General features: G+C 60.4%; 20 protein-coding genes and 1 pseudogene. 9 read left to right on the top strand and 12 right to left on the bottom strand.

The genetic code is table 11. The annotated features are described in order from the left end of the window. Positions 1-488 precede the first annotated feature (488 nt). The 5 genes from ABSB13_RS17060 (at position 489) to ABSB13_RS07250 (ending at position 3428) form a co-directional block, all read left to right on the top strand. Positions 489-932 (top strand): hypothetical protein, encoded by a 444-nt coding sequence (locus ABSB13_RS17060; RefSeq protein ID WP_490338403.1) that lies wholly within the window; start codon positions 489-491, stop codon positions 930-932. Between the two features lie 356 nt (positions 933-1288). Then, positions 1289-1489, top strand: coding sequence for a hypothetical protein (locus ABSB13_RS07265; RefSeq protein ID WP_428106939.1), 201 nt, complete (start codon positions 1289-1291; stop codon positions 1487-1489). Positions 1490-1792: 303 nt separating this feature from the next. Further along, positions 1793-2113, top strand: coding sequence for a hypothetical protein (locus ABSB13_RS07260; protein ID WP_428106936.1), 321 nt, complete (start codon positions 1793-1795; stop codon positions 2111-2113). Positions 2114-2265: 152 nt separating this feature from the next. Continuing rightward, positions 2266-2520: a hypothetical protein gene (locus ABSB13_RS07255; RefSeq protein WP_428106934.1), complete on the top strand. Its 255-nt coding sequence runs from the start codon at positions 2266-2268 to the stop codon at positions 2518-2520. Positions 2521-2540: 20 nt separating this feature from the next. After that, positions 2541-3428 carry a tyrosinase family protein gene (locus ABSB13_RS07250; protein ID WP_428106932.1) on the top strand — a complete coding sequence of 296 codons (888 nt, stop codon included), beginning with the start codon at positions 2541-2543 and terminating at the stop codon, positions 3426-3428. Positions 3429-4197: 769 nt separating this feature from the next. Here ABSB13_RS07250 and ABSB13_RS07245 read toward each other — a convergent pair. Next, on the bottom strand, positions 4198-5679 hold the full coding sequence (locus ABSB13_RS07245) for a WS/DGAT/MGAT family O-acyltransferase (protein WP_428106930.1): 1482 nt from the start codon (positions 5677-5679) through the stop codon (positions 4198-4200). A 132-nt stretch (positions 5680-5811) separates the two neighbouring features. On the opposite strand from ABSB13_RS07245, the gene ABSB13_RS07240 reads away from it, so the two are divergent. The 4 genes from ABSB13_RS07240 (at position 5812) to ABSB13_RS07225 (ending at position 10943) form a co-directional block, all read left to right on the top strand. After that, entirely contained in the window at positions 5812-7104 is a 1293-nt protein-coding gene (locus ABSB13_RS07240) for an esterase/lipase family protein (RefSeq protein ID WP_428106928.1), read from the top strand. A gap of 257 nt (positions 7105-7361) precedes the next feature. Then, complete coding sequence (locus ABSB13_RS07235) at positions 7362-9599, top strand: acetate--CoA ligase family protein (protein WP_428106925.1); 2238 nt, start codon at positions 7362-7364, stop codon at positions 9597-9599. Positions 9600-9618: 19 nt separating this feature from the next. After that, positions 9619-10560: an alpha/beta fold hydrolase gene (locus ABSB13_RS07230; RefSeq protein ID WP_428106924.1), complete on the top strand. Its 942-nt coding sequence runs from the start codon at positions 9619-9621 to the stop codon at positions 10558-10560. Continuing rightward, complete coding sequence (locus tag ABSB13_RS07225; RefSeq protein ID WP_428106921.1) at positions 10557-10943, top strand: hypothetical protein; 387 nt, start codon at positions 10557-10559, stop codon at positions 10941-10943. The genes ABSB13_RS07230 and ABSB13_RS07225 overlap by 4 nt, the downstream gene beginning before the upstream one ends. A 40-nt stretch (positions 10944-10983) precedes the next feature. Here the strand turns inward: ABSB13_RS07225 and ABSB13_RS07220 are convergent, their stop codons facing one another. The 11 genes and pseudogenes from ABSB13_RS07220 to ABSB13_RS07170 all read right to left on the bottom strand — a co-directional run. After that, positions 10984-11766, bottom strand: coding sequence for an NADH-quinone oxidoreductase subunit B family protein (locus tag ABSB13_RS07220; protein WP_428106920.1), 783 nt, complete (start codon positions 11764-11766; stop codon positions 10984-10986). Between the two features lie 9 nt (positions 11767-11775). Next, positions 11776-13281, bottom strand: coding sequence for a hydrogenase large subunit (locus ABSB13_RS07215; protein WP_428106919.1), 1506 nt, complete (start codon positions 13279-13281; stop codon positions 11776-11778). 2 nt (positions 13282-13283) lie between these two features. After that, positions 13284-14561, bottom strand: coding sequence for a proton-conducting transporter transmembrane domain-containing protein (locus ABSB13_RS07210; RefSeq protein ID WP_428106916.1), 1278 nt, complete (start codon positions 14559-14561; stop codon positions 13284-13286). Positions 14562-14752: 191 nt separating this feature from the next. After that, complete coding sequence (locus ABSB13_RS07205; RefSeq protein ID WP_428106915.1) at positions 14753-15406, bottom strand: hydrogenase; 654 nt, start codon at positions 15404-15406, stop codon at positions 14753-14755. Between the two features lie 4 nt (positions 15407-15410). Beyond that, positions 15411-16322, bottom strand: a complete 912-nt coding sequence (locus ABSB13_RS07200) for a respiratory chain complex I subunit 1 family protein (RefSeq protein ID WP_428106913.1) — start codon at positions 16320-16322, stop codon at positions 15411-15413. Between the two features lie 3 nt (positions 16323-16325). After that, the gene (locus ABSB13_RS07195) at positions 16326-18299 is read right to left on the bottom strand and encodes a proton-conducting transporter transmembrane domain-containing protein (RefSeq protein WP_428106910.1); all 1974 of its coding nucleotides are present in this window, start codon (positions 18297-18299) and stop codon (positions 16326-16328) included. 3 nt (positions 18300-18302) lie between these two features. After that, positions 18303-19007, bottom strand: a complete 705-nt coding sequence (locus ABSB13_RS07190) for a PTS sugar transporter subunit IIA (protein WP_428106908.1) — start codon at positions 19005-19007, stop codon at positions 18303-18305. A gap of 300 nt (positions 19008-19307) precedes the next feature. After that, positions 19308-19610: pseudogene (locus tag ABSB13_RS07185) on the bottom strand (hypothetical protein); the annotation flags it as partial. Between the two features lie 176 nt (positions 19611-19786). Then, positions 19787-20380, bottom strand: coding sequence for an adenine nucleotide alpha hydrolase family protein (locus ABSB13_RS07180; RefSeq protein WP_428106907.1), 594 nt, complete (start codon positions 20378-20380; stop codon positions 19787-19789). A gap of 173 nt (positions 20381-20553) precedes the next feature. Continuing rightward, a complete protein-coding gene (locus ABSB13_RS07175; RefSeq protein WP_428106905.1) occupies positions 20554-21111 on the bottom strand; it encodes a hypothetical protein in 558 nt (185 codons plus the stop codon). Positions 21112-21613: 502 nt separating this feature from the next. Further along, positions 21614-22254: thiolase family protein (locus ABSB13_RS07170; protein ID WP_490338402.1), on the bottom strand; the 641-nt coding region annotated here is incomplete at its 5' end.

The raw sequence follows: 22254 nt of genomic DNA, 5'->3' as shown, positions 1-22254 counted from the left end.
AAATCCGCGGGGCTAATCACCGGGAGCTAGCAGGCGCATCGTCGCTTCACCGAAGGCTTCAGCCCGATTGATCTTAACGACGCCGAGGCTCAAGGCGTGCGCTTCGCGCGATTCTGCGGAGTCATCATTCATAGAAGCCTCCGATTGGTGGCGTTGGTGCTGTGATGCCTCCAGTTATAGCAGAAACCCGAGCTCGAGACCGCAAACTATCGCGATTGAGCTATCATTTCGCAAGACTACCCCGAGCATGAGGCAGTCCGATGCGAGCTGTTCTCTCCGTTCCTCTGTCAACCGGTTGACACCATATGGCGGTTGACAAGCAGTTGACGCTCAGTATTTGACATAGTACGAGTTGTACTGGTCGGGGAACCCTTTTTAGATGAATGCTCGCTTAACTCGATTCTGCGTGGGGTCAGACCGCCCAGCGACACCATTGGTCAAGCTGCTCTCAATGCTTCTGGCACGGCGCAACGGCGCGGCACCCGCCCATGGCCGGAAATCGCGCAAGGATCTTCGAGGAAGGAGAAGATGCTATGAAATCGTCGTCATCGGTCTTGGTGGGTAGGCGTGCGCTTTCCGGGTTTGCTCTGGTCTTCGCACTCGCAATTTTCTTTCAGAGCTTGCCCCTCGCCCGTGCGTGGGGGGTCAATCCGGGAAAGTCCGCAAGCAATGCGACGACTCCGGAAGGTGCGGTTGTCGTAGCGCAGGCCACAGGAGGCAACCAACCCAGTCCGGCAGGATGCAGGGTCACTGGATGCAACGGTGAACTATGCTCGGATAAAGACATAATTTCTATTTGCGAGTGGAGACCTGAGTACGCATGTTACAAGTTCGCTCGATGCGAAGTACAAACCGACGGCAAATGCGGCTGGACCATGGGTTCCGAATTCAACGCATGCCTCAAGAACCCGCCGAGTGTCAAAACAAACTGACGGCCAACGCTATCGGAACCGGCGGTGTCGGCTGAGTTCGCTTGCGGGGTGAGTTCTTGCCGCCCGACCTGCTTGATCATTTCGGAACAATTTTTTGGGAGGGTATTCTGCCGGAATGAACAATACTCAATAGTTCTGGTTATCGAAGCCTTTGCGAAATAGGCGAAGCCGGGATTGAGACGTCACGTAGCAGCGTCCTGCCTGACAGCAGTTGCGAACCAACTGCCATAGCCGCTGTCCGGTTTTGATGACTGAGCGATAAAGGCCCTTCAGAAGACTTCATCGCTATATACGAGCACGAAAAGCGGCAGTGACGAGGCGAAATTCAGTCAACGTATTCAGGGAGGCAACTGAACATGGAGTTCACAGGCACATCGGCAAACGGTGATTTCTCAGAAGCATTGCGAAACGCAATTGCGTTGGCACTGAAAGCCGAACACGCAGCGGACGCTATGGTTACGTACAAGATCGCCAGAATCGGCGGCAGGAGCGGCGGTATTGTGGAATTCAACGAGTTGACGGTGGTGATCGACTCGGCGACCCACCCGGCTCATTAGACGCGCGGAAAGGATTTCCGGACCTGGCGAGGGCACCAGCGAGTAACGGACGCTAAGTCGCGTGCCAAGCTTCTGAGAAGAGCGTGACGGTGCAGCCGGATACGCGAAGGAGACGGCGAACACGTTGACGAGTTGGCGGTTCGCCGCGGCGCAGCCAGCAGTTGACATTCAGTTGACACGTGGTGATATTCATCGCTGCATCAATTAATGGAAACGCTCTTTTGCTTCGAGCTTCATAAGCGATGCCTCAACCGCATTCGAGCAGAAGCAGACTGCTCAGCACGATTCAACGAAGAGGGAAATATGAGGAAGACGCTACTGTACTTGCTCGTCGTAGTTTCGTATGCGGCGCTCCAGGGGAATGTCGCCGTAGCTAACGGCGCAGAGCCGGTGAAGAATGCGATAATACGCGCGATGGGCTGTGTCAAACGGGGGGTTGCGCCTGGATGCATGATACTGATGAGCCCAGAAGGTAAACCGCTGTATAGCTTCGGCGAGTTCAAAGAAGCTCAGCCGGGGGAGATGCTGGCGATCGAGGGAACGTTGGCCGACACCGACACCTGCATGCAGGGACAGCGTGTGACGATTACGAAATGGGACAATCTTGGCTGGCCATGCAAGTAGCACTCGAAATTCCGAGCCTCGAGCGAATTGTTGGGCGGCTGACCAAATCGGCCCAATCATGAATAGAGTCGTGCCGCTCGATACGCCGTTGCGTCATTCCTTGAGAACGCCAAGCATGCCGTTTCAGCGGCGTTTCAGCGAGTTCACGGGTCATGTCACCGGCAAATCTCTGGGCCGAAGCGCTCAGCGGACGCGCCGCGATCGCGCTTATGCTTCGCCGCAACCGGTTGAGCGAGACGCTCGGACATCCAGGCACGGTCAACATCTTCGAGATCCGCATTGATCGCTCCGATGCGGCCCCCGGCGTGATCGGCGCGATCTACTCCGCGTTCGTCAATTCCGGCGCCGCGATGTGTATTGTAACCGGCTCAGCACCTTCTGGAATTTGGCCGGTCTCGATTTGTTAATCCTGGCTTAGGAGGCCTCTATGGCAAAGAAACCCGGTCGGACGAGCGCCACGCGAGTTCCCCGACAAAGCCGCGTTCGAGCACAGTTTCCCGCCAACGCCCGCCTGTTTTCCGGAAATACGGTGGCAGTTCCGCTGATGAACGCGGCGGCACCGCCTCCGTCGCTCGTCCCTATTCCGAGCTTGCGCAAAAGCGCCGACGCCCTTACCCCTCGGGAACAGCAAGTTTTCAAGGATGTCGTTACTAAGGCTATCGCCGATGGCATCTACTCGCGGCTGGTCCGCATCCACGCCGACATGACCCATGACATGCACACCATGCCGGGGATGCCTGCCGGCACGCTCCGGTTCCTTCCTTGGCACCGCCTGTACCTGGTCAAGTTCGAGCAAGCTATGCGCGCCTTCGACTCCGGTTTTGTTGTTCCATACTGGCGGTGGATGGATGCCAATTCCATTCCGGCATGGATGACCTCGTTCAAACCCTCCGGCATCACGGACGCCAATGGAAAACCAATCCGAGTAACCCGCGCCCCCGGTACCGATCCGCACGCGCCAAATCTGCCAACCTCACAGACTATCCAAACCACTGTGATGGTTAACCAGGACTACCACTCGTTCACGCTCGCCCTTGAAGGAGCGAAGCCCTACGGGGCACACAACCTGGTACACATGTGGTTCCACGGAACAATGAGCAACGTTCCGATTGCGCCCGCTGATCCAATGTTTTGGATGCACCATGCCGAAATCGATCGCATATGGGCCATCTGGGCTAAGGCGCATCCCGGACAGATCCCTAACCTGTCCGGGTCTTCTGCAGTTCTGGATCCATGGTCCGAAACTGCAACCGAAATGCTCGATACGGCAAACGTTCCGGAGTACCCATACGCTTATGACCGAATGATCCTTTAATCAGCGACCAGGATGTCGTCCTTGCGGATGCCGCGAGGAAACGCCCTGCTTTTCGATGGCAATGCGTTCCATGCAAACACGACACTGAAAAGGCGATGTTCTGGCGAACGCTCTTTTTTGCAGACGATACACTAAGGGCGCCGGCTCGATTCTCGACAGAGAGAATCGAAAATAGGTCAGCTGCTATACTCTGCCCTGGCGACACGGACACCTGAGGGCGAGATGAACGAAGTTAAAAGGATCTTTTCATCGCCCGGCGCTTTGCGTGCGCGATCGTCGCCGGCGTCGCAGGCGCAATCACCGCGATTTTACATTCTCGCCAAAGTGCGCGACCGGCGCTGCATCGCTTTTCTCAGTCTTCACCGAAGGCTTCAGCCCGATTGATCTTAAGGACGCCAAGGCGCTACTCAAGAAACTAGACAATTAGTTGCGTCTGCGTAGAGGGCATAAATTGAGGTGGCGCAAAACTCGATAGGGAGGAATCGTCGCATGCGGGTACCCGGCAAACTATTGCTTACGGCCACTTTCGGAATGCTCATCCTGGCCGGCGGAATTTCAGGATGCAGCATGTTTTCCCCATCGAACGCTCCCGTAGACTGCAACGCAGTGAAGAATCAGGAGCAGGCGGGTTTCAGTGACGCGAAGATCGCCTCGGACCTTGGCTCCACAGTAGCTGAGGTCGCAGCGTGCCACGGTCCGAAGACCGCCCAAGGGCCCCAGGATTAATCAGGAACGCTGGCGAAAAGGGCCGCCGTCCGTTCGGCATCGATTAGCGTTTCCGCTCGCCTGAGGAATGCTTCGCCGGCGGTCGGCGGCTGTGGGTGCGCGTTTGAACGGGCGCCGTCTCGGCTGCCTGGAGCAATTCGTCGAATGAGGTGCGAATTGCCGCAACCAGATCGCGAAGATCGGGCAGCACATCCCAGTCCCCATTGAATCCCCAATACAACCGGCCGTCGTAGCTGAGCAGCGCGATGTTGAGCGATTGATCCAAAAACAGTGGCCCGATGGGATAACCGGCCAACAGCCGCGAGCCGATCATATAAAGCGGGATCTGCGGTCCGGGCACGTTGGTGACGATCAAATTGAACGGGCGCGCCCGCGCCGCCAGACGCATCGCGAGCGACAACAGGGTGGCCGCCGTCCACTCGCTGACCCGCGCGAGCACCTCTGCGCCCATCGCCTGCCGCGACCCTTTGAGATCGGCGGTGACCTCGCGGACCGCATCCAGGCGCCGGCGCGGATCGGCTTGGGCGATCGGAAGGCGGGGCGCCCATGACGCGATTCGATTTCCCAGCGTGCCTCGCTCCGACGACGCGCGCACGCTCACCGGAACCATCGCGCGGAAATCGAGTTGCGCAATTTCCTTGCGAGAAAGTCCTCGGCCGCTCAGAAACAATCCAACCGCACCCGCCACCGTGGCGAGCACGACATCGTTTACCGTCCCGCCCAGAGCGTTCTTCACGCGCTTGACGTCCGCCAGCTCGATCGCGGTCCATTCGAATCGCCGATGCGGCCCGATTGGCTGATTGAACGGCGACTCCGAAGCTGAAGACATTCCCGCGCCGAGCGTTTCGGTTACCGCGAAAATCTGCTCGCCGATGCTCTCCGCGGTCTCGGCCGGATTTTGCATCGCGCCGAGGACCGCTTTGCCGATTTCCAGCGGGGTCGCCAGTCGCCGCCGGGCTTCCTCCATCACCAGCTCGCCGCGCGACGGCGCGGACTGCGGCTTCCACGGCTGCGCGTCGGGAATCGTCGGGTCCGGCGACGGATTCAGCAGCACAGTTGCGAGATCGACGGCGGCCACTCCGTCGATCATGCAGTGATGGGTCTTGGTGATCATCGCGAAGCGATCGCCGTCGAGTCCCTCGACGATCCACAATTCCCACAGCGGTTTGCCGCGATCGAGTTGCTGCGAGATGATTCTTCCCGTCAATCGCTTGAGCTGCTCGTCGCCGCCGGGCAGCGGCAGCGCGGTGTGCCGCACGTGATATTCAAGGTTGAAGCGATCGTCGTCCACCCACACCGGATGATTCTCGAACGGTATCCGCGCGATCCGCTGTCGATAACGGGGCATGAGATGCAATCGCGAGGCGACGTATCTCCGGATCTTTTGGACATCGATTCCGCCGCCGGGAGTCCGCAGCGGGGCGGCGTCGAAAAGCATCACGCCCGCAACGTGCATGGGCGTTTCAGTATATTCGAGGTCGAGGAATGTCCGGTCCAGGGCGCTTAGCCGTTCGTGCGTGGCCATCGCGTCGCCTCCTCGGGTCGCGCTCGTGATGATGCGGTTTTAGCAGGAAGCCCGCCCGCATGACCAACGCCGCGGGCGGCTGCGCGGCTTGCGTGCGAGATGCCGCCGGCTCTATGGTTGCCCGGAGGACATATGCGAAATATCGACGCAGTCCGCGGGCTCAAGGACCTCTTCGTAAGCGCGCTCAACGGCGGCACAACCACCGTTGAGGAATTTCATGCCGCGATCGCCCGGCGTCCTTTCGAGGCGCTCGAACTCGACCCGGTGACCCGTGTTCCGGCGGCTGCGGTTCGGATGCTTCACGACGCAATCGCGGGTGGTGTCTACTGGGGTCTTCGCAGCCTGATGGAGTTGGCCGGGGATGCGGCCGACTGGGCGCTGATCCCGCTCGAACAGACACCGCCGGCCGAAGAGGAGCCGCTGCCCGCCTCCCTGGATCTCGCCATCTGCGCGCTCAACGGGTTCATGGGCGACCATCTGGAACGCAGTGGAAACGCTTTGCGGACCCGCATGGAGTTTCGCCATGAGGGTCGAACCCTCGCCCTGGACGCCGAGACTCTCCGCCGTACATACCCGGGCGCGGGCCGAAAGCTCGCCGTGTTCGTCCATGGTCTCTCGTGCAACGAACAGTCGTGGCGGTTTTTCGCGGAAGAAACATACGGCGACCGCGAGACGACTTACGGATCGCTTCTGGAACAAGACCGCGGCTACACGCCGCTCTATCTCCGCTACAATTCCGGTCTCCACGTTTCGGAAAACGGCGCGCTGCTGGCCGAGACAATGGAAGAGCTGGTCAACGCGTGGCCCGTCGCTGTGGACGAGATCGTTCTTGTCGGCCACAGTATGGGCGGGTTGGTCGCCAGAAGCGCGTGCCATCAGGGCAAGCAACGTCGAAACGGCTGGATCGGTTCCGTTCGGCATATCTTCTGCCTCGGCACCCCGCATCTTGGAGCCCCGCTGGAGAAGCTCAGCAACCTGATGGGATGGGCCTTGAACGTGTCCGACCTGACGCGGCCGATCGCGAATATCGTCAACGGCCGCAGCGACGGGATCAAAGACCTGCGCTTCGGCTATCTGGTCGAGGAGGATTGGCGGGGACGAGATGCCAACGCTCTGCTCGAGGACAATCGCCATGACATCCCGTTTCTCGACTCCGCGGCGCACTACTTCGTTGCCGCAACCGTGACGCAAAGCCCGATCGAGCCGCTCGGCTTCATTCTCGGAGACATGCTGGTGAGATTTCCGAGCGCCGTGGGTCGGGGCGTGCAGCCGGCCAGGCACGTCTCGTTTCGAGCCGCGAACAAGAGCCACTTGGGGATGACGACTCACCTGCGGCTGCTCAACCATCCCGCGGTCTACGATCAGATCCGATTCTGGCTCGAGCCCGCGGCCACCGCGCTGACGACGCTCGCCGACACTCAGTGAGTTGGCGCTCGGCCTTCATTCACTGCTGACACAGGAGCGTGTTCCGTCATTCACGCTGCGTAGGTGAAGGGGCCGCGCCCCTTCTATAATCCGCCACACAATCTTCGCCGCACTGGCCAACGCGCAAACCTCGTCGTCCGGTTTGATGCGATCGCGCTTGCAAATGCGACCTGAACTAACCTAATCAACTAATACAAAAGGTCGGTAGGCTACACGGATTCTTATCAACTCAAAATCTCGCTCAAAAGCCGGAAGTTGTGAACGCAAAGACTGTCGATGAAACTATCGCGCGCGCCGCGGCCGAACGCCGCAGTGCGCTTTCGGAAATCGAATCCAAGCGGATCCTCGAAGCGATCGGCATCGCAACCCAGATGCCCGAGCCGGCCCGCAGCGCCGACGAAGCCGCGGCCGTCGCCGAGCGGCGCGGCTTCCCGGTGGTGCTCAAGGTGCTTTCGCCCGATGTCACGCACAAGAGCGACATCGGCGGCGTCGCGCTGGGGCTGGCTTCGAAGGCCGAAGTGCGCGAGGCCTTCGCGCGCATTCGCGCAAATCTCTCGCAAAAGGCTCCCGACGCGCGATTCGAAGGCGTCGCGGTGCAGGCCATGGCGGCGGCGGGACTGGAACTGCTCGCGGGCATAGTGCGCGATCCCCAGTTCGGTCCGATGGTGATGGTTGGTCTGGGCGGAGTGTTGGTTGAAGTGCTCAAGGACACCGCGGTCCGGATCGCGCCGATCGATAAGCGCGAGGCGCGCGCGATGCTCGCGGAGCTGCGCGGCGCCGCGCTGCTTGACGGCGTGCGCGGCCGAGCCGCGATTGACCGCGAAGCGATCGTGGAATTGCTGGTCCGGATATCCGAGTTGGCCGCGCGCCACACGGAAATCAGGGAAATGGACCTTAACCCGATCGCCGCCTATGCGTCGGGGCTTAGCGTGCTCGACGCCCGCATCCTGCTCGAGCACGAGGTCAAAGACGCCGCGCGCGCGCAATTGCCGGCCCCAGCAGCGGCGGCACTTCAAGCTCGCCGCCAGGAGAACCTCCGTCGCGCGCTCAAGCCGCGCACCGCGGTTGTGTTCGGCGATCGCGGCTCGCGCGATTTCCAGTGGCTGCGTGCGCTGGGAAACTTCAAAGGCAAGCGCTTTTCGGTGCAACCCGACGAAAAGGAGGGCGCCGCGATCGAGGCGCTGGGCATCAGCAACTTCCGCACCGTGTCGGAGATTGGGGAACCGATCGACTACGCGATCGGATCCGTTCCGCGAAAGATCGCGCCCCAGACGCTTGCGCAATGCGTCGCGGCCGGGGTCGCAGGCATCGGATTCTTCACCGCCGGTTTTTCCGAAACCGGCGATCCCATCGGAATTGAACTCGAAGCGGAACTGAAAAAAATCGCCTCGGGCTCGGACATCGCGCTGGTCGGCCCCAACTGCATGGGCCTGTGCAACCCGGGACTGGGGCTGCTCAATTCCGCCAACCTGCTCGCGGGCGAAGCGGGCGACGTGTGCTTCATCTCGCAGAGCGGAACCCATGCAATCAGCTTCTGCATGCAGGCTCCGGGACACGCAATCAAGGTTTCCATGGCGGCGTCGATCGGCAATGCGCTGGTGCTGGAGGCGGCGGACTACCTCGACGTGATGGCCTCCGACGCCGCGACCCGCGCGGTCGGCATCTATGTGGAGGGAGTGCGCGACGGCCGGCGCTTTTTCGAGAGCCTGAAGCGCGCCACCGCGCGCGTCCCGGTGCTGGTCTGGAAGGGCGGGGTGACGGACTCGGGCGCCCGCGCGACATTTTCGCACACCGGATCGCTCGCGACCCCGGCGGCGGTGTGGCGCGCGGCGATGCTTCAGAGCGGCGCGGTCGAAGTGTCGGGGCTCGAGCCGATGCTCGACGCGATCGAGCTGCTGACTCGCGCGCGCCCCGTCCGCGGCCGCGGGATGGCGCTGGTCGCGATGACCGGCGGACAGTCGGTGGTGATCAGCGACACGTTTGCGGCTCAAGGACTCCAGGTTCCGGCCTTGTCAGAGGCTTCGTACGCCGAGTTCAAGAGCTTCTTTCAGGTGATCGGCGGCAGCTACCGCAATCCGCTTGACGCCGCGTGGACGATCGGACCCCGCTCATCGGAAGGTCCGGACAAACTTGATCGCGTACTCGACATTCTGGACCGGGACCCGGCTATCGACGCGATCGTGATGGAGTTCAGGCCGGGACTGAATTTTAGCGGTCCAAGGCGTCCGATCGACGTCAAGGAAAGCATCCCCCTGCTCGACAAGCTGGCCAGCTTCGCACAGCGCACGCACAAGCCGTTCGCGCTCGCGGTCGAATCGCAGCACGTGTCGCCCGACGTGCGAGCCACAGTCGTAGCCGGCGCAGCCGTGCTTGCGCGCGAGCGGGGACTGGCGACCTTCGACACGTTCGCGCGCGCGGCGGGTGCGTTTCGCGCCGCGGCTGAGTGTTTCGAGCGCGCGGCGGCCTTGGCAAAGGAACCGAACGCTGTGGGTTGATTGAAATCTGAGACTCGAAATGGAAATTCCGGTTTCATCCGCCATGAACCAAAAGCCCGCATGGCTTCGAGAGCTCTTCCCATGGGAGCAGAAAACGCTGCGCGTCAACGGCCGCAACATGGCCTACGTCGACGAGGGGAGCCGTGGCGCGCGGCCCGTCCTGCTCCTGCACGGAAATCCCACGTGGGGATTTCTTTATCGCGACTTTGTCGATCCGCTGGTTAAGGCGGGCTACCGCGTAGTTGTTCCCGATTGGATCGGGTCGGGCTACTCCGACCATCCGCGCGTCGACGCCGCGCTTACCCTGGCGCATCATATCGCCGACCTGGTCTCGCTAATCGACCAGCTCGATCTGCGCGGCTTCGTGATCGTCGGCCAGGACTGGGGCGGCCCGCAGGGCGTAGGGGCGGCTCTGCAAAGACTCGATCGACTCGCCGCGCTGGTCCTGATGAACACCTGGCTTTTCACCGATTACGTCGGCAAATTCCATCAGTCGCCGCTCCCGTGGACGACCTGGCATGCGCCGCTAATCGGCCAGCTCCTGATGAAGCGCTTCAAGGTGCTCTCCCATGCGGGACCGTCGGCGATAACCGTGCGCGGGATGTCGGACGCGCAGCAGCGGGGCTATCACCACGTCTTCGACGAGCCCGATTCCGATCACGTCGTGCTTACCTGGCCGCGGACGATCCCGCTTCGCGAGGGCGACCGCGGATGGGCCGACATGACGATGATCCAGCGCCGGCTGCCCGAGCTGGCCCGGACGCCGGCCATCCTGCTGTGGGCGCCGGAGGACGCCGTCTTCCCGATCGAGTACGCGAATCGGTTGAAGGAGCTGATGCCGCACGCCCAGGGCCCGATCCTGTTCGAGCGGGCCGCGCATTTTCTACAGGACGACCGCGGACCCGACCTGGTCGCCGCAATCATCCCGTTTCTCGATTCCGCGGTGGGGATTCGCCTATGAACTTCGTGACGCCGAGCGCCGACGAACTGGCCGGCTTGCGCGCCGACCCGTTGCTCTGGGAGCAGGAACTTGACACGCGGCCCGAAGTGGCCGAGTCGCTCGAGCGTGCGGCGGGCAAGCGCGCGGGGAGGGTTTACTGGCGATCGAAGAGCGGACATCTGTACGCGCTCGAACTCGCGGACCTGGGGCGCGGCCGCCCGTCGATGGCGATGGTCTATGGCTTCTGGAGCCGCTACGAGCCGCGTCCGCCCGAAGATCAGATCGACCGGGACCTGATCGATTTCTGCCTGTGGGTTGCCGAAATCTGCGACGGCCTCAACCCCGAGCATCTCGCGCGCGTCCTGACCTTCGCCGGCCATCCCGTCCCGTGGCCGCGAGCGTGAGTGCTACGCCCCGGCCCGTCGCCGCGGTGTCGCGCTTATGTCAGCTGGAAGGTGTAGCTCGCGATTCTTTAATTCTCCCGATGAGGCGCAAGAGGCCGTCAAGGATTGTCACAGGGTGTGGCGGACAGCCAGGGACGTAAAGGTCTACCGGAACGATGCTATCCGCGCCGTTAAGTACCTCGGGATGATCGCGAAATGGGCCGCCTGAAATTGCACAGGCGCCCACTGCTATTACAATCTTCGGATAGGGCACGGCTTGGTAGGTCTTCTCCAGGGCCAGTCGCATGTTCTGAGTGACGGTGCCCGTTATCAGAAGCCCATCCGCATGGCGTGGCGACGCCACAAACTGAATGCCGAATCTGCCCAGGTCGAACACCACGGTATTGAGAGAATTAAGGTGCGACTCGCATCCGTTGCACCCACCGGCGCTGACCTGTCGGAGTTTGAGAGAGCGGCCGAGGACCCGATAGGTCTGTTCAGCCAGACGGCCCGCCAGCCGCAGCGTTTCTCCTTCGGTCAAGACCAAATCATTCCGACTGCTGGTCGCGAGTTGATATTGCGAGGTGAAACGGATCGCTCCTTCGGGGCAAGCGTTGGCGCACTCGGGGCAGAACAGACAGCGGCCGAGATCGATTTGCAAATTTCCGCCACTGGTAATCGCATCTGTCGGGCAAGCATCCACGCAACTCGTGCAGCCCGACGGGCATCGTGCGTGATCCAGGACGGGTAGGCCGCGGAATCGCTCGGGTAGAACCGGCTCGGTCTCGGGAAATGGCAACGTGCATTTGCCCTGACGTAGTCGAGTGAGTATCAAGCTAGGCACTGGCTATCCTCAGAGATCGTGACCGCAATATGAAAGGTTGAAGCTCTTGTTGCACAGAGGGAAATCGGAGACTTGCTGATTGCGCATCGCCATCGCCAATCCCATCCAATTGTGGAATGACGGATCGACTATCTTATAGTGTGCGAAGCGCCCATTTGCGTCGGTGATCGCGACGTGGCAAATCTCTCCGCGCCATCCCTCGACAAAAGAAACCACCAGATGATCGGCTGGTAGCGTCCCGGCCGGCGACAGTATAGGTCCGTCGGGCATGGAGGCGAACTGCTCTCTCACGAATGCACCCGAACGCTGAATTTCAAGCCATCGCAACCAGGCCCGCGCAAAGACGTCTCCGCTATGCCATTTGGATATAGGTATCTGCGCGAATCTGAAGATGCCGCTGGGAAAATCCTGTCTGATGTCTCGCTCAATCCCGCAGGCGCGCGCCGCGGGACCAACTATCCCAAGCGCCTCGCAAGTTTCTCGTGTTATCGTCCCGGTGTGCTCGAAACGCGCCTGCACCGATGGTGCGTCCCATAGCAGCCCTAGCGCGTCCTCGACATCCTTCAAGGCCGCTGCCAACCGCTCCTGTAGCTTGGCGATGAGCGGCTTATCCACATCGAATCCGACCCCGCCGGGTCTTATCAATCCCCGGCCGAAGCGACTTCCGCACAGTTCCGCGGTTAAGTTGAGGAAGTTTCCGCGAATTCGGCCGCAATACGCCGCGGCCGGCAGATACCCGACATCTCCCGCGAGAGCGCCCAGGTCGCCGGTATGGTTCGCAAGACGCTCGAGCTCCAGCGCTACCCCGCGCAGCACTTGGGCCCGGGCTGAAACCGCCGTACCGCCTAAGGCTTCGATTGCTTCGCAATACGCGGTCGCATGTCCTATCGAGGTATCACCGCATAGCGTTTCCATCAGATGGATCGTTCGCTTGCCGGGTCCTCCCACAAGCGCCCGTTCAACCCCCCGATGCTGGTAGCCAAGCGATATCTCAAGATGAAAGACATCCTCACCGTGACATTGGAAGCGGAAATGGCCCGGCTCGATGATTCCCGCATGCACAGGGCCTACCGCGACTTCGTGAACCTCAGGTCCGGCCATCGCGAAAAAATCGGTCACACCCGCGACTGGTGCTGGCGATGAGCTGTTACCCGTCCGGTAGGGCGCGTGAAATCGAATCGGCTTCAACCAGGGATGCCCATCCGGATGAACCTGCCACTGCTCGGCGATTTCGCGCTCGAACCAATGAGCTTGTGGACATTCGAGCGTCAGGCATGGGTATGACTCGCCGACCTTGGTACTGAGAATCGAGAGGCTATTCGTCACCGAGTCGGCCACGACGGCGATCAGTCGAACGTGGCGATCGCCGGCGGGCATCCCGAACAGTGCTGCCAGGCTGCGGGTGCTGTTCACCGCGGAGAGAATCGCGGTTCTGAACTCTCCAATCGACAGGTCGGGAACGCTGCGAAGCGGAACCGGTTCGCCGCTGTGGAACTTTGAAAGACCTGGCGCCATGGTCAATGCTCACCTAGCAGGCGCGCGGCTTCGTGAAGCGTCCGACTCAGGACCGGCGGAACGTAAATACCCATCAGCAGAATTGCAGCGCCTAGTACCGCCGGAACCACGCTCAGCGCAACACCGCGGCCCGCCGGGACTACGACGTTGCTGTCTGGAGTGCCTTGTGCCATTGCAAGCACGGGCGTAGCCATTCCCGCCACAATGATCGCCAGAAAAATCAGATAGGCAATCGCAACGAAAGACCGGCCCTGATCCAGCGCGGCTTTCAGGATGGTGAATTCACTCAGGAACGGGCCGAACGGCGGCGAGCCAGTGATCGCAAGAAAGCCCAACACCCATAGCAAACCGGATACTGGCAAGACCTGCAAAGCTCCCGAAACGTTTTTCACAGTCTTAGTATGGTAAACCGCCAGCAGGTTTCCAGCGACCATGAACAACATCACCTTGGTCAGCGAATGATTGATCACATGGAGCATCGCTCCGAACAGCCCTGCGCCGCCCAATCCTACGCCCACCGCCAGGATGCCCATATGCTCGATGCTCGAGTATGCAAGCATGCGTTTGTAGTCAACCTGACCCGTGATGAATATCGCCGCTACCGCCATCGAGAGCAGTCCTAGAACGAGCAGCAACCGTTCGCTGAAATCAACTAAGCCACTCGCGACACAGATTTGGTGGATTCTTAGAATCCCGAGAAACGCACAATTGAGCAGAGCGCCGGAAAGCAACGCCGACGCCACTGAAGGCGCTTCACTGTGGGCGTCGGGCAGCCAGGTGTGAAACGGGGCAAGCCCCATCTTGGTGCCGTAGCCGACCAGCATCAGCACAAACGCCGCCTTCAGCCACAGACGGTTCAAGTGCGGCGCGTCAGAAAGCAGATCTTTCAGAACCAGCGAGACGGTACCGGTCCCGGGACTGGTAGCAGCTACCGCAAGGAAGAAAATCCCCAGCAGCGCCAACGCGATCCCAACCGAGCAAATCAGCAGATATTTCCACGTCGCCTCAAGCGAGCGGTGATGCCGATGGAAGTAGATCAGCGGAGCACTGGCCAGGGTTGTTGCCTCGACAGCCACCCAAAGAAGTCCCAGGTGCTGGCTAAGTGTGACCAGCGTCATCGCGGCAAGAAAGAAAAGGAGGCAACCCGTGAAGCTCGCTTCGCGTGCATTGGAAAAAAGAAATCCCTCCTCGAAATCCGAGTGCGGCTGACTGCGTTCTTCGCGCAGGTACGCAACTGCGTAAAAGCTCGATGCCAGGAAGAGTGCGCTGGTGAGGGTCATGAACAACCGGCCGAGCGCATCTTCAGCGAGCCAACCGTTAAGCGCGGGCGTCGGCGGCGCCAGCCAGCTTCCCACGCTCATTGCGAATTGCACGATCGCAGTGGACACAAGGAGTCCGCGGCGGAGCGGATCTGACCCGATAAAGAATGCCGCCGCACCCGCCAGCGCCGGAATCAATATCACTAGCAGGATCATCGGACCCGATCGGACAGAGTTACAAGCTCGCCCGTGTCGATATGATCGAACTGGCGATTGATATGGAACATCGCGATGCCCATCACGAACACTCCTACAAACACATCAAGTAAAATGCCCAGTTCGACTAGGATGGGCATTTCCAGCGCAACTGCGGCCCCGAATGCATACACGCCATTCTCCAGAGTCAGGTAACCCAGCACCTGGGTAATTGCCTTGCGCCGGGTGGTTAGCAGTACAAAGCCCACCAGGCAGGTGAAAAACGCCGCGGGCACCAACAGGAACGAAGCAGGCTGGTTGGGAAGGGGCAGGCGCTGCCCCAGCCAAATCGAACCCCCCAGTGCTACCGCTCCGATAATCACCGATAGGTTGTAGCCGATGAACGGCTCGATCTCGCGGGCAGTGTCGGCGTCGCGCATGGCTCGAATGAGTAGCCACGGCAGGATGAAGCCCTTGACCACGGCACTGACAAGCGGAAGCAATACGCCAAACACGGATGGATTTCCATCCTGCGCGGCGATGGCCAAAAGACCCAGCAGTATTCCCTGCATTGCAACGGCGCGGATACAGGCGACGAGCCGGCTTGATGCCAGAAGCAGAAAGCCGGTTAGCACCAGGAAGACCAGAATTGCGTTTACTAACTGGTTCATCTCTTTATCTTTGGACCAGCGCCAGAGCCAGACCGGACAGCACGACGGCAGCGATCAGCAGTTGCGTTACGCGAAGCATCCGCAAACGCGCCATCGTCGATTCGATGATCCCGACTACCACTGCCAGAGCGAACATCCCGCCAATGGCGCAGCCGCCGTCGAGCAAGGAATTGCCTGAATGCCACGGCACAGCTATCGCGATTATGACTGCGCCAAGCAGCCACATCTTGAGCGCCGCTGCGTATTGGATCATCGCGAAATCAGGACCGCTGTGGTCGAGCACCATAACTTCATGAATCATGGTCAACTCAAGATGGGTTGTAGGATCGTCCACCGGGATACGTGCATTCTCCGCAAGAAAAACCACGCCCAGACCCGCAATAGTTAGACCCAGCGCCGGCGCGGCTCGCATCCACATGGCGGTGGAAACCGATCCGAGCATGGGAGTAAGCGAAAGAGTTCCAGTCTGCCGGGCCAGCGCAGCCAATCCCAGGAAAAGGGCTGGCTCTGCCAGTGCTGAGAATGTGACCTCACGGCTGGCGCCCATTGCTTCAAAGCTGGAACCGGTATCGAGCGCGGCTAGCACCGTGAAGAACCGGGCCAGCGCCAAAAGATATGCGACCATCACGAGGTCGCCCGCGAATGGCGCAAGCGCCGGGAAAGCTCCGAAAGGAAGTAGTGCCATGGCGCAGATCATGGCCGCAAGGCCAACTACCGGTCCCATCCGGAAGACCCACGTAGTCGTTCGGCTGTATACCGCGCCCTTTCGGACCAGCTTTATCAGGTCGCGATATGGCTGCACGAGTGGCTGACCAACGCGGCCAGCGGCGACGGCCTTGGTGCGATTGATAACTCCCTGAATGAGGGGAGCGAGCACCATCGCAAGCAGCAATGGTAATGTTGATCGCAGACTCATGAGTTACGCGAGCTGCCAGAGCAGAAGCAGGAGGAGAGTGACGGCGATATACAATATGTAAAGCTGAACCTGCCCTTGCTGCAACGGCCGCAGCAGCAAGAGGTCGCGGACGATAGCGCTAAAAAGCGGGCGATAAATGTATTCCTGGCATGGATCGGGAGTCTCAGTAGCAAGACTGGCCTCCTTCGGAAAAAAGCCTTGCGGCGCGATCACATGGCGGCGTGTTTGAAGCATCAGATCGAAGGTGTCGGTTAAAGGTTGAGCGAACGACGATGCGGTATACTGCATTCGCCGCGACGGTTCGGCGTAGCCACAGTCCCAAGTCAGATTTGTGGAGACCGATCTGTTCGAAAGTGCGATCGCGCGGCCTATCGCGAGCAGCGTCGCTAGGCCGGCCAAGGCCCCGCCGGTAATGCTCACCAATGCGATGGAGTGTGCGGCGCTCGAGAGGCTTGCACGGACGATCGGCGCCGACAGTCCTGTCACTTCCGAAATCAGCGGAGCCATCGCGGACACTACGCTTGCGCCGAGCAGTCCGATCAATATGCATGCGCCCGCCAGTACGGCCCCGGGCATCACCATGGCAAGCCCGACCTCGTGCGCTTGCTCGGCGTGCTCGCTTCGCGGTTCACCTAGAAAAACTATGCCGAAAGCCTTCGTGAAGCAGGCCGCCGCCAAGCCTCCAATCAACGCGAGTCCCGCGATCGTGGCTAGCATCGGCACGCTGTTGGCTCCCTCAAGCGTCACCGCTCCCTTGAAGCTCGCGAGATAGATTAGAAACTCGCTGATGAAGCCGTTTAGCGGCGGGAGACCTGAAATCGCCGCGGCGCCGATCAGGAAGATCGCGCCGGTGCGTGGCATCCGCCGCAGCAGACCTCCCAGGTGGTCGATCTCGCGGCTACGAGTGCTGTGCACAACGTTACCAGCGGCCAGAAAGAGCAGTCCCTTGAAAAGCGCATGGTTCAGGACATGCAGCAAGGCGCCCGCGAAACCCATGACCGCCACGGCTGGGAGTCCCGCGCAGAGTCCCAGTGTTCCCACACCCAGTCCCAGGGCGATGATGCCTATGTTCTCGACACTGTGGTAGGCAAGCAGGCGCTTAAGGTCATGTTGCGCCAGCGCGAGCAGGACACCTATGACCCCGGAAGATAGGCCGATCCCGCACAGTACCCATCCCCACCACGCCTGAGGTGCGCCCAGCAGCATCATGACGCGAACCAGGCCATAGATGCCGGTCTTGATCATGACGGCCGACATCACCGCCGACACGTGACTCGGCGCGGCTGGATGCGCTTCGGGAAGCCATACGTGGAGCGGGATAAAGCCCGCCTTGGTTCCAAATCCGATCAGCGCCAGCACGAACAGAAGTCCAGCGCCCGAAGATGCCGAGAACCGATCAAAATCCAAAGACCCGCTGGCTCTGCCGAGCAGTATGAATAGCACCAACAGAAAGGCAGTCCCGATATGACTGGCGACGAGGTATATCCATCCGGCCTGGCGCGTGCTTTCCTTTTCGTCTTCGAAGGTCACCAGGAAGAACGAGGACAGCGCCATCACCTCCCACGCCATCAGGAAAAGGACGCCGTTGCGAGCGAGAATAACGACGACCATGCTGGCGACGAGCAGATTGAAAAAGAACCACGGCGCGGCGAGCGTCTTCCTGCCACGGTACGCTTCCAGATAGTCAGCCCCATAAATCGCAGCTAGTGCGCACAGCACAAAAACCGGAACCAGAAAGAAACCCGACAGCGGATCAAGTTCCAGGAAAAGGCTGCCATAGGGCACATCCCATGCCATCCGGATTGACTGCGACGGTTCGCCAAGCACTACGCGTAAAGCGGGAATGATTCCGCATACGCAGCCGATCAGGATTCCTCCTGCACCGCAGATCGTCGCCGCTCGTCCACGATTTGCGAAGGCCAGCGCCCCCATCGCGCCGGCGCCAAAGGACAGTAGCGCTATCAGCAGCCCTGACATGATTCAGCCGCGATCCTCGGCTTCGACGTGCGGTTCCTTCATCGCGCGCTCCACGCGCTCAAACTCAGCAAGGATTTCGTCGCGCGCCGCCCGGTGCACGAGGGCCGCCTTCAACTGCGCGTCGTGCAACGCGAATGAAAGACGCGACAGCAGATGAAGATGCATGCGGGCGGTTGGGCTGATTAGCAGGAAAATAGCGAAGACCGGCTGGCCGTCGAAAGCGCCGAAATCAACCGGCTTCTCGAGAAAGCACAACGAGATCGCCGGACGGGAGTTGTTCAACAGGATTGGTCTGCGCACGTGAGGGATGGCGATGCCCTCGCCGATCGCGGTTGAACCAAGCGCCTCGCGCGCCAGTAGGAGTTGCGCGAGCGATTCTCGATCGGTGTTCGGCGGCAGCGCCAGACTGTTCACGATGGCGCCTAGAACTGCCGCCTTATCATCGCCCTGCAGTCCATAGAAAATGCCACCCGCGTTCAGCGCCTCGGCCAGTCGAGGCATAAAAATTCCGGCCGAAGAGGGAACTTCGAAAATCTGCGCCGGGATGTCTATTTCGCGCGACGACGTCCGCTCCAGCAGATCGCTGCGATGCAACCGGTACTGATCATTGACGCGATCGGCTCTTAGGACTCCGCGCTTGATCCAGTCGTAAACTTTCTTCTCTGAGACCTGCAACAGTTTCGACACTTCCCTGACGTTCAAGTGCATAACGACAGTTCTCCGCCGTGCGGCAGGTTAATCGCCGGTAGTTCTTTCAGCGCCGCAGGTTTCAAAGAAAATTCTGCTCTTGCCTGGATTCGGCACTCGGTCACGGCCTAGCCATCGTGCCGCGTTACGGAAACGAGGCAGTTATACGTGGCAGACCCAGCACTAAGCCGTTTCTATCAGCAGTTCGCCCTGGTCAGCAGCCTACCCAACAAGGTAATTCACGAAATTTTCAGAAAGTCTGACCAAATTCAGCGACCTTGTCAAACACAATCCGTGAAACAACGGAGCCTTCCTCCCGAATCAACCGACAGGCTGGTGATTGTCCACCAACTCGCCGCCTACGTGGGCCTTCTTGCAATTCAGGGTCAGCCCGGATTGCCACCCCGCAGCTGAACCACAACGCATCAGTGCCGATGATGCTTCGGCACAAAGACGTAGGCCCGGACGATGGCTAGCGACGGTCGCGCCGGCAAGCATGTGCAGCGCCATGGGCGGAACATCGGCTGGACGCTCCGCAAGGGGGACCTGCAAAGTGATCACGCCAAGTCGGTAGTAGAGATCCTCGCGGAAAGGTCGCGTCGCAACTTCCGAAACCAGGTCGTGGTTCGACGCAGAAGAATCGTCGCGTCACTGAAGGCTGCGCGCTTCGCCTTCTCCCACCATCGTCGGATCACACGGTCGTTCGATTAGAGCAGGGGTACGAAATCGTCTGTAGGGCGCGGCATCGGACGACGCGGATCTTCGTGCGCTTCATCCATAGTCGGGCCCTCAGCCAATGGTCAGTTCCCGCGTTCAAACCCTACAACGTCGATTCTGAAACCCCCGCCACGGATCAACAGGTCGGAATAAACGGTGCGTCCAAATGGTCGCGAGAACGGAGCCGGTCGGTTTCGAGTAACGAAGATCCGGCCCACGTGAGATTGCCGCGCGAACTGTAGCAGCGCGCCGACCATGTCCGACGATTCGAGCCATACGATTTTCGCGCCGAAGTAGCTGGCGAGGATGGCCTCCTCGACTAGCGCACGAACCTGAGCCTTTCCAAATCGGGTATGCGCCGAATCGACGAAAGCCGCGTAGAACTCTCCGCCATGTTCGCGCGCGGCGACCTGAGCCTTGCGCAACAGTTCGCTATTGCCGGAATCGCGGGCAGTTAGACAAGCCATCACCGCCGTCTTTGGTGGTTCATCCGGAGCACGAACGGCCGCCTGGACGCGATTTCCCTGCTCACTCGCAACCAGTCTCAGGTTCGGCTGAGCAATCGAGTCGGCTCGCAACCGCGATCTGGATGGGATGATACCGGACATGCCTTGTAAGTCAGCATCAAGTGTGCCGCCGCCAACTATCATACCGGCCAACGATTTTTTTGAGCGCATGGCGGCGACATTTCAAATCGCCATGTTCAGCTCATTTCAAATTGCAATGATGCGTTGACTACGAAACCCGGCCGGCGCATTTTCTCCTTAAGGAAAACGCAGCCGATTACGACAGAGAAAAAGCCGCGAGCCGCTCGAGGCTAACCGCGCGGCCCCCTCAGACTTACCAACTGCTAGGAAGCCGCCGTTTGTTCCGCGCGACGATGGCCTCGACGGCTACCTTTAGTGAGACTGTATAGGGCATCCACAAGTATCGAGAGATAGCTATGAAGTCGGCTTTCGCGCTGAATCTCAGGGGCGAAATCCTCGAACACCCGAAAGGCGGGACACGGTCCTCGGTGGAAGGTCACTATGCGTTTGGCATTTTCGGGTTCGGGTAAGTGCCTGCCCAACCCGTCCAGGGCTTTGATCGAGCCACGCGAATCATTGATCCTGAAAATCCATTTGCAGCGAACGCAAGTATATAGGTAGGGCTGTGGGCGCAAGGCCCCAGGTTTTTCCAGGCTCTCGATCGCGAACTGGTGGCGTATTTCCTCCGCTGCGGAGGCCGTCTTCCGCCCGGTGCGGCCTGCGGCTTCCTGCCTCGCGGAAAATAGGGCGCCTCCATGAACGGGGGTGCCCAGCGCAGCAAACAGGTCCATTTGATGCAGTCGCATAAATGAGATCTCGTCGACCTTTGCGCCAAAGAAGGCGGTCGCAGGACGTGGTTCAATTTCTCGATTCGATTTCATCGATAGGCCTCGTCAAGCATGCCGATGCTTCGCTTGCTCGACGATACACACAGCAAATTCCGCGCCAACAGTGGTACGGCCTCCGGTGCGGCGGGTGCCACGGGGGCGCCAGATTGTCCGATCGAAAGGCGCGCAACGCTTCAGGATTTTCCGCTTGCGCGTCAGATCGCGTTGCATGCGGATTGGGCAGTGTCGGGACCTTTCAAAATGCAAACTCGCATCAATTCAAAACGGACTGTAGGTGCGCCGCCGGCACAGGGAAATCATACACAGGCCGACGGTGCCGCTACGCGAATTGTGCACGAATTGATCGAAAGCGCTCCGCCGGAAAGCATCGCCATCCCGAGGCTCGATCACACGGCAGATGTCACCAAGGAGCAGGCCGACGGCAAGCTCGTTGCGATGATCGGTGCCGGCGCCAATGATGCGCCAGCGCTCGCGGCACCAGGTCGCAATGGCGCGACAAATGAGAAATCGGGGGGGGCGATCCCCCCCTGGATCCTTATGCCACTTCGAACAGGCCGGCCGCGCCCATTCCGCCGCCGACGCACATCGTGATCACAACGTACTTCACTCCGCGCCGCTTGCCCTCGATGAGCGCATGCCCAGTCATCCGCGATCCGCTCATCCCGTACGGATGACCGATCGAGACCGCGCCACCGTCGACGTTCAGCCGCTCGTCCGGGATGCCCAGCCGGTCGCGGCAATATATCACCTGGCACGCAAACGCTTCGTTGAGTTCCCACAGCCCGATGTCGTCCATCTTGAGGTGGTTGCGCTCCAGCAGCTTGGGCACCGCGAACACCGGGCCGATACCCATCTCGTCGGGTTCGCATCCCGCCACCGCCATCCCGCGATAGATGCCGAGCGGATGCAGCCCGCGCTTCTCGGCCTGCGCGCGTTCCATCAATACGCAGACCGAAGCGCCGTCGGAGAGCTGGCTTGCGTTGCCCGCGGTGATGAAATGTCCCGGACCCCTTACCGGCGGCAGCGAGAGCAGCCCTTCCAGAGTGGTGCCGGGGCGGTTGCATTCGTCGCGCTCGAGCGTGACCTGCTGGTGCGTGGTCTCGTTGGTCTTCTTGTCATCGAAGCGCTTGCTAACCGTGGTGCTGACGATCTCGCTATTGAAACGTCCGGCCTCCT

Origin of the sequence: Binatus sp. (SeqCode) (assembly GCF_050013435.1) — a bacterium.
Classification (GTDB): Bacteria; Desulfobacterota; Binatia; order Binatales; family Binataceae; genus Binatus.
Note: the sequence above shows the minus strand (reverse complement) of the source record. Positions and strands in the feature narration are given on the sequence as shown.